The sequence below is a fragment of the Streptomyces sp. WAC05374 genome (genome assembly GCF_004353505.1).
In the GTDB taxonomy this organism is placed as follows: Bacteria; Actinomycetota; Actinomycetes; order Streptomycetales; family Streptomycetaceae; genus Streptomyces.
The window spans coordinates 467,853-482,710 of sequence record NZ_SMNQ01000002.1 but is presented as its reverse complement, the minus strand read 5'-3'; the positions used below and the strand labels follow the sequence as shown (position 1 = coordinate 482,710).

Below are 14,858 nucleotides of genomic sequence, written 5' to 3'. Positions count from 1 at the left end.
GGCCGCTTCCCCATGCAGACACGCATCAACGCCGACTCCTAGGACAGTCATGGCCATTGACGACCGTACGACGGCCGACCCCGTCGACACCCCCGACGCCCTCGCGGAGGGCACGCCCTCCGGCACCGGCGGCACCAGATCCACGTGGAGCGCCCTGCGCCCCCTCTTCCTGCGCGTCCACTTCTACGCGGGCCTCCTGATAGCCCCGCTGCTCCTGGTCGCCGCGATCAGCGGCCTGCTGTACGCCCTCTCCTTCCCGGCGGAGAAGGTGCTCTACCGGCACGAGCTCCAGGTCCCGGTGGGCGACCGGGTCCTGCCGCTCACCGCGCAGGTCGACGCCGCCCGCGAGGCGCACCCCGACGGCACCGTGACCGCCGTCTGGCCCTCCTCCGAGGACGGGGCCACCACCCGCGTCCTGATGACCACCCCGGCGGTCGAGGAGGGCAAGTCCCTCGCCGTCTTCGTCGACCCGTACACGGCCGAGGTACGCGGGGACCTGCCCAGCTACGGCAGCTCGGGCGCCCTTCCGCTGCGCGCGTGGCTCTCCGAGTTCCACGCCAACCTCCGGCTCGGCGAGCCGGGCCGGATCTACAGCGAGACGGCCGCGAGCTGGATGTGGGTCGTCGCCCTCGGCGGCCTCGCACTCTGGATCGGCCGCAGGCGCACCGCCAAGCGCGCCCTGTTCCTCCCCGAGCGCGGCCCCCGCTCCCGCCGCCGCACCCTGTCCTGGCACGGTTCGGTCGGCCTGTGGGCGGTGACGGGCCTCGTCGTCCTCTCCGCCACCGGCCTGACCTGGTCCCGGTACGCGGGCGAGAACATCGACGCCGTACAGGCCCAGCTCGGCGGTTCCACCCCCACCGTCTCCGCCGTCCTCGCCACCACCCCCGGCGGTGCGGCGGCCGACGGCGGCACCGGGCACGAGGGCCACGGCACCGGCCACCACACCGCCCCCGCCCCGCAGGGCCCCGACATCGGCATCGACCGGGCGGTCGAGGCCGCCCGCGACGCCGGCGTGGCCGGGAAGATCGCCGTCACCCTCCCCGCCGAGGGCAAGGGGTACGTGGTCAAGGAGACCGACACGCAGTTCCCGGTCCACCTCGACTCGGTGGCCCTCGACCCGGCCGACGGCACGGTCCTCGACGAACTGCGGTTCGCGGACTACCCCGTGCTCGCCAAGCTGACCCGCTTCGGCATCGACGTCCACATGGGCGTCCTGTTCGGGCTGCCCAACCAGCTCGCGCTGGCCGCCCTCATGGTGGGGCTGATCCTCCTCGTCGTCTGGGGCTACCGGATGTGGTGGCTGCGCAGGCCGACCAAGGAGCGGAAGCTGGGCGCGGGCCGCCCCGTGCCGCGCGGCGCCTGGCGCAAGGTGCCCGTCACGCTGCTCCTCCCGCTGGCCGCCGCGACGGCGCTGGTGGGCTGGTTCGTGCCGCTGCTCGGCATCAGCCTGCTGGCGTTCCTCGCCGTGGACGTGGCCCTGGGCCTGGTGGCCCGGGCCCGCAGTGCCGCCTGACGTCCTTCGTTCGGATCAGGGCGCGTACTTGTAGCCGACCCGCCGCACGGTCTGGATCGTGCGGCGGTGCTCGGCGCCCAGCTTGCGCCGCAGCCGGGCGACGTGGACGTCGACGGTCCGCCCGTCGCCCACGTGGCCGTACCCCCACACGGTCGTGACCAACTGGTCGCGGGTGTGCACCCGGTGGGGGTGCGCCACCAGATGCGCCAGCAGCTCGAACTCCAGGTACGTCAGGTCCAGCGGCCGGCCGTCCACCCGGGCGGTGCGCCGGGTGCCGTCGATCGTCACCGGCCCCTCGTCCTCCGGGGCGGCCGGCCCGGCCTCGCCCTGCTCGGCGGGTACGAGCACCAGGTAGCCGACCATGGGCGGCTGCCCCGGCAGCGTGGGCACGGTGTGCGGCGGCGCGGGCACCCAGGTGGCGCCCGGCGGCAGGAAGCCGGCGACGTCCACGCCGCCGGGCAGGCGGACGAGGGCCTCGTCGCGCGCGTCGACGGCACGCAGGCGCTGCCGGTGGCTCACGGAGGTCGCGGTGGGGGAAACGGCGGAGAGGGTACGGGTGTTCGCCATGATGGGGTCAGCTCTTTCGCGCGAAGGGACGGGAAGTACGTCGTGCGCGGCGGCCGAAGGCCCGAGGGCCTGGGGGAGCAGATGCCGAGAGGCGTCAGAGGGCCGGCGCGTTCGTCGCGCGGCAACACACCCGGTCGAAGTCGTGGTGCTGACGGGACGGCCAGAACGGCTGGAGGTCGCTGCGACCCGTCGCGGTGTTCCGAAGGCTGGCCATGCCCCCATTGAATCAGATGGCGGAGCGCCGTACCCTCCCTTCCCCCGACGCGGGGCGCGGGGCGCCGGGGCGGGCCCGAGCCGTGGCCGCTCACCGGCCGTGCCGGTGCCGGTGCCAACGGCCGGAGGGCGCCCACCGCGAACGGTGAGCGCCCTCCGGCCGTACGGCGGCGGCGGATCAGACCTGGCCGGCCTTCTCCAGCGCGGAGCAGCAGGTGTCCACCAGCAGGCGGGTCACCGTGTACGGGTCGACGTTCGCGTTCGGGCGACGGTCCTCGATGTAGCCCTTGCCGTCCTTCTCGACCTGCCACGGGATGCGGACCGAGGCGCCGCGGTCCGAGACGCCGTAGCTGTACTCGTTCCACGGGGCGGTCTCGTGCAGGCCGGTCAGACGGTCGTCGATGCCCGCGCCGTAGTTCTTGACGTGGTCCATCGGCTTGGAACCCTCACCCAGCGACTCGCACGCGGTGATGATCGCGTCGTAGCCCTCGCGCATCGCCTTGGTGGAGAAGTTGGTGTGCGCACCGGCGCCGTTCCAGTCGCCCTTGACCGGCTTGGGGTCCAGGGTGGCGGAGATGTCGAAGTCCTCGGCGGTGCGGTAGAGCAGCCAGCGCGCGACCCAGAGCTGGTCGGAGACCTCCAGCGGCGCCAGCGGGCCGACCTGGAACTCCCACTGGCCCGGCATGACCTCGGCGTTGATGCCGGAGATGCCCAGGCCCGCCTTCAGGCAGTTCTCCAGGTGCGCCTCGACGACGTCACGGCCGAAGATCTCGTCCGAGCCGACACCGCAGTAGTAGCCGCCCTGCGCGGCCGGGAAGCCGCCCTCCGGGAAGCCGAGCGGGCGGGAGCCCTTGAAGAACGTGTACTCCTGCTCGATGCCGAAGATCGGCTCCTGCGCGGCGAACCGCTCCGCGACCTCGGCCAGCGCGGCCCGCGTGTTCGACTCGTGCGGCGTCATGTCCGTGTTGAGGACCTCGCACAGGACGAGGATGTCGTCGCCGCCGCGGATGGGGTCGGGACAGGAGAAGACCGGCTTCAGGACCCGGTCGGAGGCGTGGCCCTCGGCCTGGTTGGTGCTGGACCCGTCGAAGCCCCAGATGGGCAGATCGGCGACATCGGTGCCGGCGGAGCCGACCAGTATCTTCGTCTTCGAGCGCAGCTTGGCGGTCGGCTCGGTGCCGTCGATCCAGATGTACTCAGCCTTGATGGTGGTCACGGGGGCCTCATCCTTTGCGGGTGCAGCGGTATGTCGCGCAGCTTCGCAATACGGGATTTCCCGACCGTTGCCCGTTTGTGAACCCCGTGTTACTCGCGTTTCCCGTTGTCCGCGCATCCGCTGTGCGAGTCCGGGCCCGGTGGGGCGGACGGTATGCAGCGCCACGTCCGGTGTGATCGTCGCACCCGGGGCAGACTGGCGTGCATGAACAGCACGCCACGCATCGGACTCCTCGGCACCGGCCCCTGGGCCTCCCGCACCCACGCCCCCGCGCTCGCCGCGCACCCCGGCATCACCTTCAGCGGGGTGTGGGGCAGGCGCCCGGAAGCGGCGGCCGCCCTCGCCGCCGAGCACGGCACCCGGGCGTACGACGACGTGGACGCGCTGCTGGCGGCGAGCGACGCGGTCGCGTTCGCCCTGCCGCCGGACGTCCAGGCCCCGCTCGCCGCCCGCGCCGCGGCGGCCGGGTGCCACCTGCTGCTCGACAAGCCGGTCGCGACGAGCGTGGCGGGTGCGCGGGAGGTGGCGGAGGCCGCCGAGAAGGCGGGTGTCGCGTCCGTCGTCTTCTGCACGCTCCGGTTCGCCGCGGACACCGCCCCGTGGATCGAGGAGCAGGCGGCTCTGGGCGGCTGGTACCTGGGGCAGGCGCACTGGCTGGGCGCGCTGTTCTCGCGCGGGTCGACGAGCGCGTACGCCGCCTCGCCCTGGCGCCGTGAGCGGGGCGGGCTGTGGGACGTGGGCCCGCACGTGCTGTCGGTGCTCCTGCCGGTGCTCGGAGACGTGACGGAGGTCACCTCGGCCGTCACGGGGCCGGGGGAGGCCCGGCACCTGGTGCTGCGCCACGCCTCCGGCGCGGGCAGCACCGTGACGCTGAGCCTGAGCGCCCCGGTACGGGCCTCGGAGGCGGGCATCACGCTCCACGGCGAGCACGGGCGGGCGGTCATGCCGGCGTGGGCGGACGCGGTCGGCTCGTTCGGGGCGGCGGTGGACGCGCTGCTGGAGGCGGTGCGCGGTGGCCGGGCGCACCCCTGCGACGCGCGGTTCGGGCTGCGCCTGACGCGCATCCTGGCGGAGGCGGAGGAACGGGCGGGGATGGCGGCCGGGGTGGCGGCGGAGGCGCGGCTCGCCGACTGAACCGCGCCTCCTGTCCCTGGGGTGCCCGGCCCGGGCGTCAGCCGACGCGCTCGATGCGGGCCTTGCGGATGAGGAACTTGCCGGGCTCGCGCACCTGCTCGAAGGCCGCGTTGTTGAGCAGGGCGCAGCTTCCCGAGACGGAGGTGACCTCGACGGTCGTGGACTTGTTGTTGTCGAGGTTGGTCACCTTCAGCTTGGTGCCGACCGGGAACTGGTTGCTGGAGGCGGCCGGGGCGCCGCCCTCGCCGGAGAGGGTCACGGTCGACCCGGCGCAGACCACCTCGCCGGCCGCGCCGCCGCCCTGCTGGCCGGCCTCCTGACCACCCTGCTGGCCGCCCTGCCCGGCCGGCGGCTGGGCGGTGGCCTCTCCGGCACCCTCGCCCTGGCCGGCGCCGCCCTGGCCGTTCCCGGCGCCCTGGTTGCCGTTGGCCTGACCCTGGCCCTTGCCGTTGCCCTGACCCTGGCCGTTGCCCTGGCCCGCGCCCTGGCCGTTGCCCGCGCCGGGTGCCTGGCCGCCCGCCTGGGCGTCGCCCGCGCCGCCCTGGGCGCTGCCCTGGCCGACCTCGCACCCGGCGGCTGCCTGCTGGCGCTTGATCTGTTCGATCACGGCCTGCCGGTTGGCGATCCGCGCCTCGGACTGGGCGTCCGGGCTGGCCTGCTGCCCGGCGATGAACTTCTCGTTGTTGCTCAGCGCCGTGGCCAGACCGTCGCAGGCCACCGACGCCTGGCTGGTGCCGGTCATCACGATCGCCGTGCCGCCGACCATCGCGGCCGCGCCGACGAGCAGGGCCAGCTTCTTCTTACCGCTGAGCGTCCTCTTGCGTGACACGTGGGGGCTCCTGTCCCCGGCCGTACGGGGGAATGACGGCCGGATGGGTTCCGTGTGTGCCCCTACGTACGAGTAGCAAGCCGGTTCCGCTCAACTGCCCCTCGAGATAACTGAATTCACACGCGTCACGACCGGCCGAGCGCGTCCCGCACCGCCTCGTCCGTCCTGGCCACCACCGCCGTACCGTCGTCGGCGGTGATGATGGGGCGCTGGATCAGCTTGGGGTGCTCCACCAGGGCCGTGATCCAGCGTTCGCGTGAACCGGCCTCGCGCGGCCAGTCCTTCAGCCCCAGCTCCTTCGCCGCCTGCTCCTGGGTACGGGTGATGTCCCACGGTTCCAGCTCGAGGCGGGCCAGCACGTCCCGGATCTCGTCGGCGGACGGCACGTCCTCCAGGTACCGGCGGACGGTGTACTCCGCCCCCTCCTCGTCGAGCAGCTTCAGTGCGCCACGGCACTTGGAACACGCGGGATTGATCCAGATCTCCATGCCCGCCACGGTACTCCCAGTGGCGGCTCAAAGCGGTGCTGGCCAGGGCCGATTGTCAGTGGGCGGCAGTAAAATCGAGGGAGTTCGTGAGGGCCCGGGGGAGGGTCCCCACACCGCGTACCAGGAGGTCGCCGATGGCCGTTGCCGCACTCACGACACTGCCCCTCGAACCCTGGAAACCCCTGCTGAAGAAGCCACTGCCGGCGGGCCGGCCCCGCGAGTGGTACGTGTCCCACAACCGCCGCCTGAAGGCGATGCGGCTGGCCATCGCCCTGCTCGACTCGGGCGTCTACCACCCGTCCAAGGCCGACGACGAGACGATACGGGACACGGCGGAGCGCATCGGCATCCACCCGCCGTCCGACACCACGTGCCGGATGGTCCGGGCGCTGATCCACAGCAGCCGCTGATCCACGGCGCCCGCTGTCGCGCGGCGCCCGCTGATCCGCCCGTGGAGCACCGTCCCGTGCCCGCCGCCACCGCCCCGCGGGGACGGCGGGCACGGGACCTCTACGCCCCGGCTCCGTCCAGCACCGCGCCCACGTACGCCTCGAGCCGGGCCGGGAGCACCTGCCGCGTCAGATCCGTGCGCCCCAGCTCCCGCCAGGGCCCGGCGACCTTCTCCGCGTCCGGGGCGAAGGCCAGCGCGTCCAGGAGCCGCCAGTACGTCCGCGCCTCCGGGTCACCGGACAGCACGCCGCCGTGCGCGGCGTACCGCCCGGCGAACCGCAGCCCCCGCTCCACCCCGTACAGCAGCGCCAGCGCCGTCGAGCAGTGCGCCACATCCAGGTCCGCCGGCCCCCAGGAGGTCTCCACCCAGTCGACCACGCCGCTCGGCCGCAGCCCCTCACCGGCACCCGTGAACAGCACGTTGCCCGGGTGGAAGTCCCGGTGCAGGAAGCACCCTTCGTACGCCGGTGCCTCCCGGCCGATCACCTCCACCGCCCGTGCCCACAGCTCGGGGCGCCGGGTGTCCGCGGGCACCCTCACCCGCTCCGGCGACGTCCACGCCTGGTACGGGCGCGGGCGCGCGTCCGGCGGCACCCTCACGCCGTGGATGCGCACCAGCAGCTCCGCCAGCAGCTCGACGCGCGCGTCCAGGTCGGCCTCGTCGACCCGTACGTCCCCGGGCAGCCGGGTCATCAGCAGGGAGGGCGCGTCACAGAACTCGCCGGTGGCGTCCACGGCCAGGCACTGGGGCACCGGTATCCCCGAGCCGGCCAGCAGGCCGAGCACCTCCGCCTCCCGCGCCAGCAGCCCCGGCGCGTGCCTGCGGTAGAACGGCTTGACGAACGAGCGCAGCACGACCTCCCGGCCGCCGTCCGCCCCTTCCGTGCGCAGCACCCGCATCTGCGAGGTCCAGCCGCCGGTCAGCCACCGCGCCGACCTCACACGCTCGTCGCCCGGCAGCGACTTCTCCACCCACTCCTCGGTCCGCGGCGGCGCCAGCACCGCGTCCACGAACCGCCGCCGGTCGTCCGCCTCCGTCACGAACCACACCCCCAGCCGGTGGCCCGCCCGCTCGAAGTCGAGCCGCCGCAGTTGGGACCGGGCGGTGAGCGCGTCCTCGACGGCCTCGGTGACGTCCGGCGGGATCACGTCGTCGTCGCCGGGCACGGCCAGCACCGCCGTACCCGCGTACCCCCGCAGCGACTCGAGCGCGGCCGAGTCCCGCCAGCCGTCCTCACGCCGGATGATCTCCGTGAACCCGTGCCCGAACCGCACCCCCCACGCCTCGCGGGCGTACACGGCCGGAGCGCACAGCCCGATCGCCCTCACCCGGCCGCCGTAGTGGCCGACCAGGTCGGCCACGGTCTGGCCGCTCATGCTGAAGCCCACCAGGACCAGCTCGTCGCCCTCCGGCACCGCCCTGCCGATGACCGCCCGCGCCTGGAGGAACCGCCGCTCCAGGCTCAGCTCGTCCAGCTCACCGCTGCTTCGGCCATGACCGGAGAAGTCCGGCGCGACCACCCGGAAGCCCCGCCCCGCGAACTCGTCCAGCACCGGGACCAGCCGCTCGGCGCAGCCGTTCCCCGCCCCGTGCAGCACCACCACGGTCGCACCGCCCGCGCCGCCGGGCTCCCGCGCCACGAAGCCGATCCGTTCCCCGTCACACATCACCGTGTCCATGGCTAAGTTCTAGACCATGGCAAGCTCCCGCCTTCCCCTGACCGACGAAGAACGCCGCCGCCGCATCGGCGTACGCCACCACCTGGCACCGGCGGCCCGCGCCGGCACGGTCGAGCAGGTCGCGGCCTCGCTCACCGCCCTGCACGGCACCGACCCCGCCACGGTCCACCTCGCCGCGGGGGCCCGCCTCGCGGACCCGGCCGGACCGGTGGCCGCCATGGAACGCGCCCTGTACGAGGACCGCACCCTGATCCGGATGCACGGCATGCGCCACACCGTCTTCGTTGTCCCGGCCGCCCTCGCGCCGGTTGTCCAGTCCTCCACCACGCATGCCGTCGCGGCCCGTGAACGGGCACTGTTCGTCAAGCAGTTGAAGGCGGGCAGCGCACTCGACGAGGCGTGGCTCGCGGATGTCGAGAAGTCGACCCTCGACGCCCTGGCGCGGCGGGGCGAGGCCACCGCCGCCGAACTGGCCCAGGACGAGCCCCGGCTGCGCGAGCGGTTCACCTACGCCCCCGGCACCGGCTACGAGCAGCGCCAGACCGTGTCCACCCGGGTGCTGCGCCTGCTCGGCACCGAGGCCCGTGTCGTCCGCGGCCGCCCGCTCGGCTCCTGGACCTCCAGCCAGTTCCGCTGGGCGATCGCCCCGGACCTGCCCGACCTCCCGCCCGCCGAGGCCCGCGCCACGCTCACCCGCGCCTGGCTCGCCTCCCACGGCCCGGCGACCGAGGCGGACCTGAAGTGGTGGACGGGCTGGAAGGTCACCGACGTGCGCCAGGCGCTCAGGGACGTCGACGCCGTGCCGGTCGCCCTCGACGACGGCACCACCGGACACGTCCTGCCCGACGACACGGCCCCCACCGACCCCCCGGCGCCCTGGGCGGCCCTCCTGCCCGCCCTCGACCCCACGCCCATGGGCTGGCGCGACCGCGACTGGTACCTCCCGCCCGCCCACCGCGCCCTCCTCTTCGACCGCAGCGGCAACATCGGCCCCACCGTCTGGTGGAACGGCCGCGTCATCGGAGGCTGGGCCCAGCGCCCCGGCGGCGAACCGGTCTGGCGCCTGCTCGACCCCGACCCGGGCCGCGAGGCCCTCACCGCCATCGAGACGGAAGCCGCCCGCCTCCACACCTGGCTCGCCCCCACCCGCGTCACCCCCCGCTTCCGCACCCCCCTGGAACGCGAACTGTCGGCGTGACGGACGGGTGATTCCGAACGGCATCCATGGCTCAATCCGAGTGAGTAGGATCACATTTACTCCGCGCGATGTCCTGCCCATGACTGCGAGCCGGGCATCCGCATGTCCTCGTGCTGAAGGTGGAGCCTATGAGCGCACCCGCTGTCGGAACCTCTCTCTTAAGGAACAGGTACGAGCTCACGGACGGTCCGAGACGCGGGGAAGGCGAGTCCCAGATCTGGGAGGCCTTCAGCGAGGGCTACACCTACATGGTCAAGACCTGGACCTACGAGGGGGACCACCCGGACCGGGTGCAACGAGCCCTGTGGGACCAGGAACTGCGGACCCTCTACAAGGTCGCCAGCAGCCCGCGTTCGGACGAGGCGCTGGTGGTGCTCAAGGACGCGGGCCTCGACCGCGAGCACCACTGCTTCGTGATGGTCCTCGAAGCACCCGGTTACGAGCGGGTCGCCGACGCCCTGCGCCGCCCCAGTCGCTACTCGTGGCTCTCCAGCCGAGGCACCGCCGCACGGGAACAGATGTGGCTGGGACTGGCACGGGTCGCCACGGGGCTGCACCTCCTGCACGAACGGCAGGTCCTGCACCGGGGAGTGGACGTCGACTCCCTGTTCTTCGCCGAGGACGCCGGACCCGAGTCGCTGCGCCTCGGCGGGTTCGAATGGTCCGTCAAGCTGGGCCGACCGGTCGGCTCCCAGCCGCCGGACGGCTGGCCCGTCCCGCCCGAGCGGGCCACTGAGGGCCTCTCCGCGTGGCGCCAGGACGACGACTGGTTCGCCTTCGGCATCCTGTGCGCCCGTCTGCTGCTGGACCTCGAGCGGTACACAGGCAACGCCCAGCCCCAGCGCCACCAGCGCGTCCTCAAGGCCATCGAGACCTCCATCCACGAACTGACCGAGGCCGAACGCAAACTGCTGCTCGACCTGGTGGCGCAGGATCCGCTGGAGCGGCTCACCACCCCGTACGACATCATCAACCGCGTCCAGGACATCGCCCGTTCGCTGGCCAACCCGCTGCGCATCGAGCAGGAGGCCGTCCAGTACATCGTGGCGCTCGATCTCCGCAAGCCCGAGTTCATCGACCACCTGATGGAGCGGGGCCTGCGCGAGCACCTCAAACTCGGCGCCATGGGCACCTTCGTGCCCGGCGACCCGGCCCACCGCAAGGAGGCGTGCGAATTCGTCCGCCAGGACCTCCAGAACGCGCTGCTGTACGCGGTGCCGGGCAGGAAGTACTTCATCCTCGTCGGCGGCCGGCTCTCGCTGAAGATCACCGCGTACCGGCAGAAGGACGGCGTCTACACCTGGCAGATCGCCGACTGCCGCACCGGTCAGCCCCTGCTGTACAGCGAGGGCGATGACAGCGTGCGCGAACTGCCCCCGGGACGCGTCTTCGTGTACGCGCGCGAGGAGGTCTACCGCGACCGCACGATCTTCCAGAACGCCACGTCGTGGGAGCCCGTGCTCCCGAAGATCGACCGCAGCGGCCAGATCTCCGAGGAGCTGACCCGCTTCCACGACTTCGTCCGGGTGAGCAATCAGATCGAACTGCTGCTGCTGGACTCCCAGATCTTCCCGTACCAGCTCGTCCAGGGTCCCTGGGTGGACAACGGCGAGGAGTTCGCCGTGGTGACGGAGCGGGAGCGGCCGGAGGGGCACGACGTCTTCGACGCCTTCCGCGTCGACATGATCGAGTTCCTCCAGAAGGAGGTCCGGGGAAACGACCGGTCCAACGTCATCCTGTCCGGGCCGCAGGACGGCAGTCGGCTGAAGCTGCCTCCCCGGGACCGCAACGCGGACGAGGACGGCAACGTCTGGCAGGTCGTCGCCATGGACCAGGCGACCCACCAGGTCACGCTCACCCGACCCGGGCTGAGCAAGGGGCGGGTGCGCATCGACAAGGAGGGTTTCCTGCGCAGCGCGGGCATGCCGGGGCAGATCAGCCTGTTCCAGCGCCGCAAGAAGGCCATCGACGCGCTGGACCAGCACAGCTACCTGCTGCGGTCACTGGCCAGTCCCAGCCACGTTCGCATGGACACCGGGGCGTCCGACCTGCCGGTGGAGCTCGACCACGGCCTCGTGGACGAGCCCAAGCGGGCCAGCATCGAGGACATCCTGCGCGTACGGCCCATCTACACACTGCAAGGTCCTCCGGGTACAGGGAAGACGACGCTCGTCGCCTGGCTGCTGCGCGAGATCCTCGCCGAGGACCCGGTCGTCCAGGTCCTGGTGACGGCCCAGGCCCACGGCGCGGTCGACGTGCTGCGCAACAAGGTCGGAGAGGCGTTCAAGGACGTCCCGGACAGCCAGCGGCCGCTGGAGATCCGGCTCCGCGGCCCGCGCAAGCCCGGTACGGCGCCGCTGACCGACGGAGCCGAGGGGGTGGCCAAGCAGGTCCTGGAGCGCAGCATCGCGCAGCTCGGCCAGATGCCGTCGCTCAGCGAGGCGCAGGCGGCGTGGGTCGAGGACGCGACGGCCATGGTCGGCGAGATCAACATGATGCAGGAGGCCGGAGAACTCAGCCGGCGGTCCACCGATTTCGTGGAACTGGTGAAGCGCGGGGCCAACCTCACCTACTGCACGACCAGTTCCAGCGACCTCGTCGCCCTCGCCGCCGGGCAGGCGTTCGACTGGTCCATCGTCGAGGAAGCGGGCAAGGCCCACGGTTTCGACCTGGCGCTGCCGTTGCAGGCCGGTCACCGATGGCTGCTGATCGGGGACCACAAGCAGCTCGACCCCTACCGCTACGAGGACTACCGGCAGGGCATCGAGAAGCTCGATCCCGTCGTGCGGACCCTCAAGGGTCTGAAGACCAGGGCGGCCGGGCTGCTGGACCAGGACTGGCTGGACTCCTGGGACGAGCGGAGCCCCGCGAAGAGGGAGGATTTCAGGGAGTTCGCGAAGGGCTGGCTCAAGACCTTCCACCGGCTGTACGAGTACTGCGCGGTGGCCGCCGGTGCCGACCGGCTGGTCACGGAGAGGGAGGCGACGGGCGCGTCCGCCGGCCAGTTGATCGGCCAGCACCGCATGCACCCGGACATCGGCCGGCTGATCTCGGAGGCGTACTACGGCGGCCGGCTGATCAACCGCACGCTGGACGAGCAGGGCCGGCCGATCGCCCGGGTCCGGCACGGGTTCTCCTCCCCCGAGGGCATCCAGGACCGTGCCGTGGTGTGGCTCGACGTCCCCTGGTGCCGCCACGAGCCACGGGCCCGCGAGCAGGGGCCGGAGAGCGGGCAGTCGCCATACACCAACCTCATGGAGGCCCGCGCCCTCGCCGCCTTCCTGCGTGACCTGGGCCCCGCCGGGGGGTGCCAGGGCAAACTCGCGGTGCTGGCTCCCTACGCCCGCCAAGTAAGTCTGCTGAGTGAGCAGTTGCGCAGGGTGAGGCTTCCGGAGGGGCTGGACGTACAACTGGGCCTCAAGGCGGACCCGGCCGACGGCAACCGCTTCCCGACGCACACGGTGGACTCGTTCCAGGGCAACCAGGCCGACGTCGTGGCCATCAGCCTCGTACGCAACAACGAGAAGGACATCGGCAGCGGCCTCGGATTCCTCGACGACGTCGGCCGTATGAACGTCCTGCTGTCCCGAGCGGAACGGCTGCTCGTGCTCGTGGGGTCCTGGGACTTCTTCTCCTACCAGGTGCAGTCGGTGTCGCTGGCGGACACGTCGCAGCCCCTGTGGTCGCTGAAGAAGATCATGACGATGCTCGGTGACTGGTTCGACACCGGCAAGGCCGTGCGCATCCAGGCGCGAATGGGGGAGAACGCGTGATCGTCCTTGTGCCCGTCAGCATGTTCAGAGTCTCCTACCAGGTGGCCCAGGGCCGCCCCTACAGTCGGCTGGAGAGGCGGGTCCTGGAGGCCATCGCCGCCGGTGAGGGGGTGACCCTGACCTCGCTGTGCGACACGTTCCGTGTGCATGAACGCCTGATGGTCGAGGCGGTGGTCACCCTCGTGGGGGCGGGCTGGGTCGCCGTCACGAACGGGCGGGAGGCCACTTTCGTCCTCACCGACGAGGGGCAGAAGGCCTGTACGTCAGGCCAGGATCCCGCGTCGGTCACCGTGCTGGCCGCCTCCCCGTGCACGGTGATCTTCGACCGCACGACCGGTCAGCTCGCGCGCCGGGGCGAGGTGCCGACGGTCGTGGAGAAGGAGGCCAGGCTCGATCTGAACCCCTGCACCCCTGAACGCATCCTCCGCACCTCACTGGACGAGTCCCAGATCCAGAAGCTGCTGCCGAGGCCCAGTGGCGCGTGGGTGCGCAGCATCGACCGTCCCCGGCTGGTGACGTTCAGGCGGTACGTCGCGGTCCGCGTCGACCTCGCCGAGCAGTCCCTCGTGGGGCTCCCCAGGGGCTGGCACCAGGCACTGGCTCCGGAGATCTTCGCCGTGGCGGCCCAGCGGCAGGAGGAGGATGAGGGCGGCGTCACCTTCGAGCACGTCGCGGAGAAGAGCCCGGTGGCCGTGGTGGCCACCGGGCGGGGCGTGACCGCCACCGCCGAGCAGGCCCCCGGTGCCCCGGGGACCCCGCCGAGCCCGGTGGCGTCCGCCTCTCCCGTGGCCCCCAGGGCGGGAGCCACCGCCGGAGCGCCACGCATAACGCCCCTGCTCATTGCCCAGCGCGGTGGGCCGTCGCCCGGGTCGGCGGCGCGCCCGTCGCCCTCCGCCGCGATCCCGGCGTTCCCGTGGCTGGACGAGGAACGTCCCGAATGGGCGGAGGACACGTACCCGCCGCTGTCCTCCGAAGCGGTGCTGTTCTCTGCCGTCAGCGGGGCGAAGGAGCACGACCACCTTCTCCTGGAGGCGCTCAGCACGGCGCGGAGGCACGTCCTTATCTCCTCGCCGGTCGTCACGAGGGACGGACTCGACCGGATGAGCGAGGCCGTCCACGGCGCCGTGGCGCGGGGCGTACGCGTCGATGTGCTCCACGGCGCGGCGGACGGGGACCCGACCACGGAGGGCGTCGTCAACCTCCTGAACAAGCTGGGTTACGAAGCGGCCCGAGGGAAGGGAAGGGACCTGCTGAAACCGGTCAGGCGCCCGACCGGGAGCGGCGCCGGCCTGCTGCTCTTCGACCGCGACGGCGGAGCGTTGGAAGGCGTGGTCGGTGACCATGCGTGGTGCGGTTCCCCCGCGGCGGACGTCTCACGCTCCGTCCACCTCGGAGGCTCCGAATTCATGGCACAGCTCGCCAGGGCCGCCGCCGGCCTGTGGGCCTGGAGCGGCGACCCCGACTCGGCGGACCGGTGGCGGCGGGTGGCGATCCGGTGTCAGGACGCCACGGCCATCGCGAGCGCGCGGGGCAATGGTGCCAAGGACCAGGTACCGGTCGAGCTGATCGTCGACGACGAGCACACCGGCATGGTGAACGCCCGCTCCGACGAGGAGTACGCCTACTTCGGGGCGGCACACCGCCACGACGACGGCCTGACCGTCGGTGTCCGCGGCCTCACGGTGGTTCTGCGTCGCGCCGATACGTATCCCGCCCCCGCCTGACACCGGTGCGGGTGAACGCCGTCGGCCCCCGCTCCTCCCCGGCGGGGAAAAGCGGGGGCCGACGGCCCACAGA

General features: G+C 72.4%; 11 protein-coding genes. 6 read left to right on the top strand and 5 right to left on the bottom strand.

Features of this window, described 5'->3' with window-relative positions; translation table 11 throughout:
• Nucleotides 1–49 precede the first annotated feature (49 nt).
• Nucleotides 50–1,513 carry a PepSY-associated TM helix domain-containing protein gene (locus E2B92_RS07170; protein ID WP_126888235.1) on the top strand — a complete coding sequence of 488 codons (1,464 nt, stop codon included), beginning with the start codon at nucleotides 50–52 and terminating at the stop codon, nucleotides 1,511–1,513.
• 15 nt (nucleotides 1,514–1,528) lie between these two features.
• Here E2B92_RS07170 and E2B92_RS07165 read toward each other — a convergent pair whose 3' ends face one another.
• Both E2B92_RS07165 and glnII read right to left on the bottom strand, forming a co-directional pair.
• Nucleotides 1,529–2,080: a winged helix-turn-helix domain-containing protein gene (locus tag E2B92_RS07165; protein WP_126888234.1), complete on the bottom strand. Its 552-nt coding sequence runs from the start codon at nucleotides 2,078–2,080 to the stop codon at nucleotides 1,529–1,531.
• A gap of 391 nt (nucleotides 2,081–2,471) precedes the next feature.
• A complete protein-coding gene (gene glnII, locus E2B92_RS07160) occupies nucleotides 2,472–3,509 on the bottom strand; it encodes a glutamine synthetase (protein ID WP_126888233.1) in 1,038 nt (345 codons plus the stop codon).
• Nucleotides 3,510–3,713: 204 nt separating this feature from the next.
• On the opposite strand from glnII, the gene E2B92_RS07155 reads away from it, so the two are divergent.
• Complete coding sequence (locus E2B92_RS07155) at nucleotides 3,714–4,643, top strand: Gfo/Idh/MocA family protein (protein ID WP_126888232.1); 930 nt, start codon at nucleotides 3,714–3,716, stop codon at nucleotides 4,641–4,643.
• A 37-nt stretch (nucleotides 4,644–4,680) separates the two neighbouring features.
• On the opposite strand, the gene E2B92_RS07150 is transcribed toward E2B92_RS07155, so the two are convergent.
• Both E2B92_RS07150 and E2B92_RS07145 read right to left on the bottom strand, forming a co-directional pair.
• Nucleotides 4,681–5,472: a hypothetical protein gene (locus tag E2B92_RS07150; RefSeq protein WP_126888231.1), complete on the bottom strand. Its 792-nt coding sequence runs from the start codon at nucleotides 5,470–5,472 to the stop codon at nucleotides 4,681–4,683.
• Nucleotides 5,473–5,597: 125 nt separating this feature from the next.
• Entirely contained in the window at nucleotides 5,598–5,960 is a 363-nt protein-coding gene (locus tag E2B92_RS07145) for an arsenate reductase family protein (protein WP_126888230.1), read from the bottom strand.
• A gap of 134 nt (nucleotides 5,961–6,094) precedes the next feature.
• On the opposite strand from E2B92_RS07145, the gene E2B92_RS07140 reads away from it, so the two are divergent.
• A complete protein-coding gene (locus E2B92_RS07140; protein WP_126888229.1) occupies nucleotides 6,095–6,370 on the top strand; it encodes a hypothetical protein in 276 nt (91 codons plus the stop codon).
• A 100-nt stretch (nucleotides 6,371–6,470) separates the two neighbouring features.
• Here the strand turns inward: E2B92_RS07140 and E2B92_RS07135 are convergent, their stop codons facing one another.
• The gene (locus E2B92_RS07135) at nucleotides 6,471–8,090 is read right to left on the bottom strand and encodes an alpha/beta fold hydrolase (protein ID WP_126888228.1); all 1,620 of its coding nucleotides are present in this window, start codon (nucleotides 8,088–8,090) and stop codon (nucleotides 6,471–6,473) included.
• Between the two features lie 16 nt (nucleotides 8,091–8,106).
• Between E2B92_RS07135 and E2B92_RS07130 the strand changes: the two genes are divergently transcribed.
• The 3 genes from E2B92_RS07130 (at nucleotide 8,107) to E2B92_RS07120 (ending at nucleotide 14,785) form a co-directional block, all read left to right on the top strand.
• A complete protein-coding gene (locus tag E2B92_RS07130; RefSeq protein WP_133087429.1) occupies nucleotides 8,107–9,288 on the top strand; it encodes a winged helix DNA-binding domain-containing protein in 1,182 nt (393 codons plus the stop codon).
• A 128-nt stretch (nucleotides 9,289–9,416) separates the two neighbouring features.
• Nucleotides 9,417–13,061, top strand: a complete 3,645-nt coding sequence (locus E2B92_RS07125) for an AAA domain-containing protein (protein ID WP_126886940.1) — start codon at nucleotides 9,417–9,419, stop codon at nucleotides 13,059–13,061.
• Nucleotides 13,058–14,785: a winged helix DNA-binding protein gene (locus E2B92_RS07120; protein ID WP_126886939.1), complete on the top strand. Its 1,728-nt coding sequence runs from the start codon at nucleotides 13,058–13,060 to the stop codon at nucleotides 14,783–14,785. The genes E2B92_RS07125 and E2B92_RS07120 overlap by 4 nt, the downstream gene beginning before the upstream one ends.
• Nucleotides 14,786–14,858 lie beyond the last annotated feature (73 nt).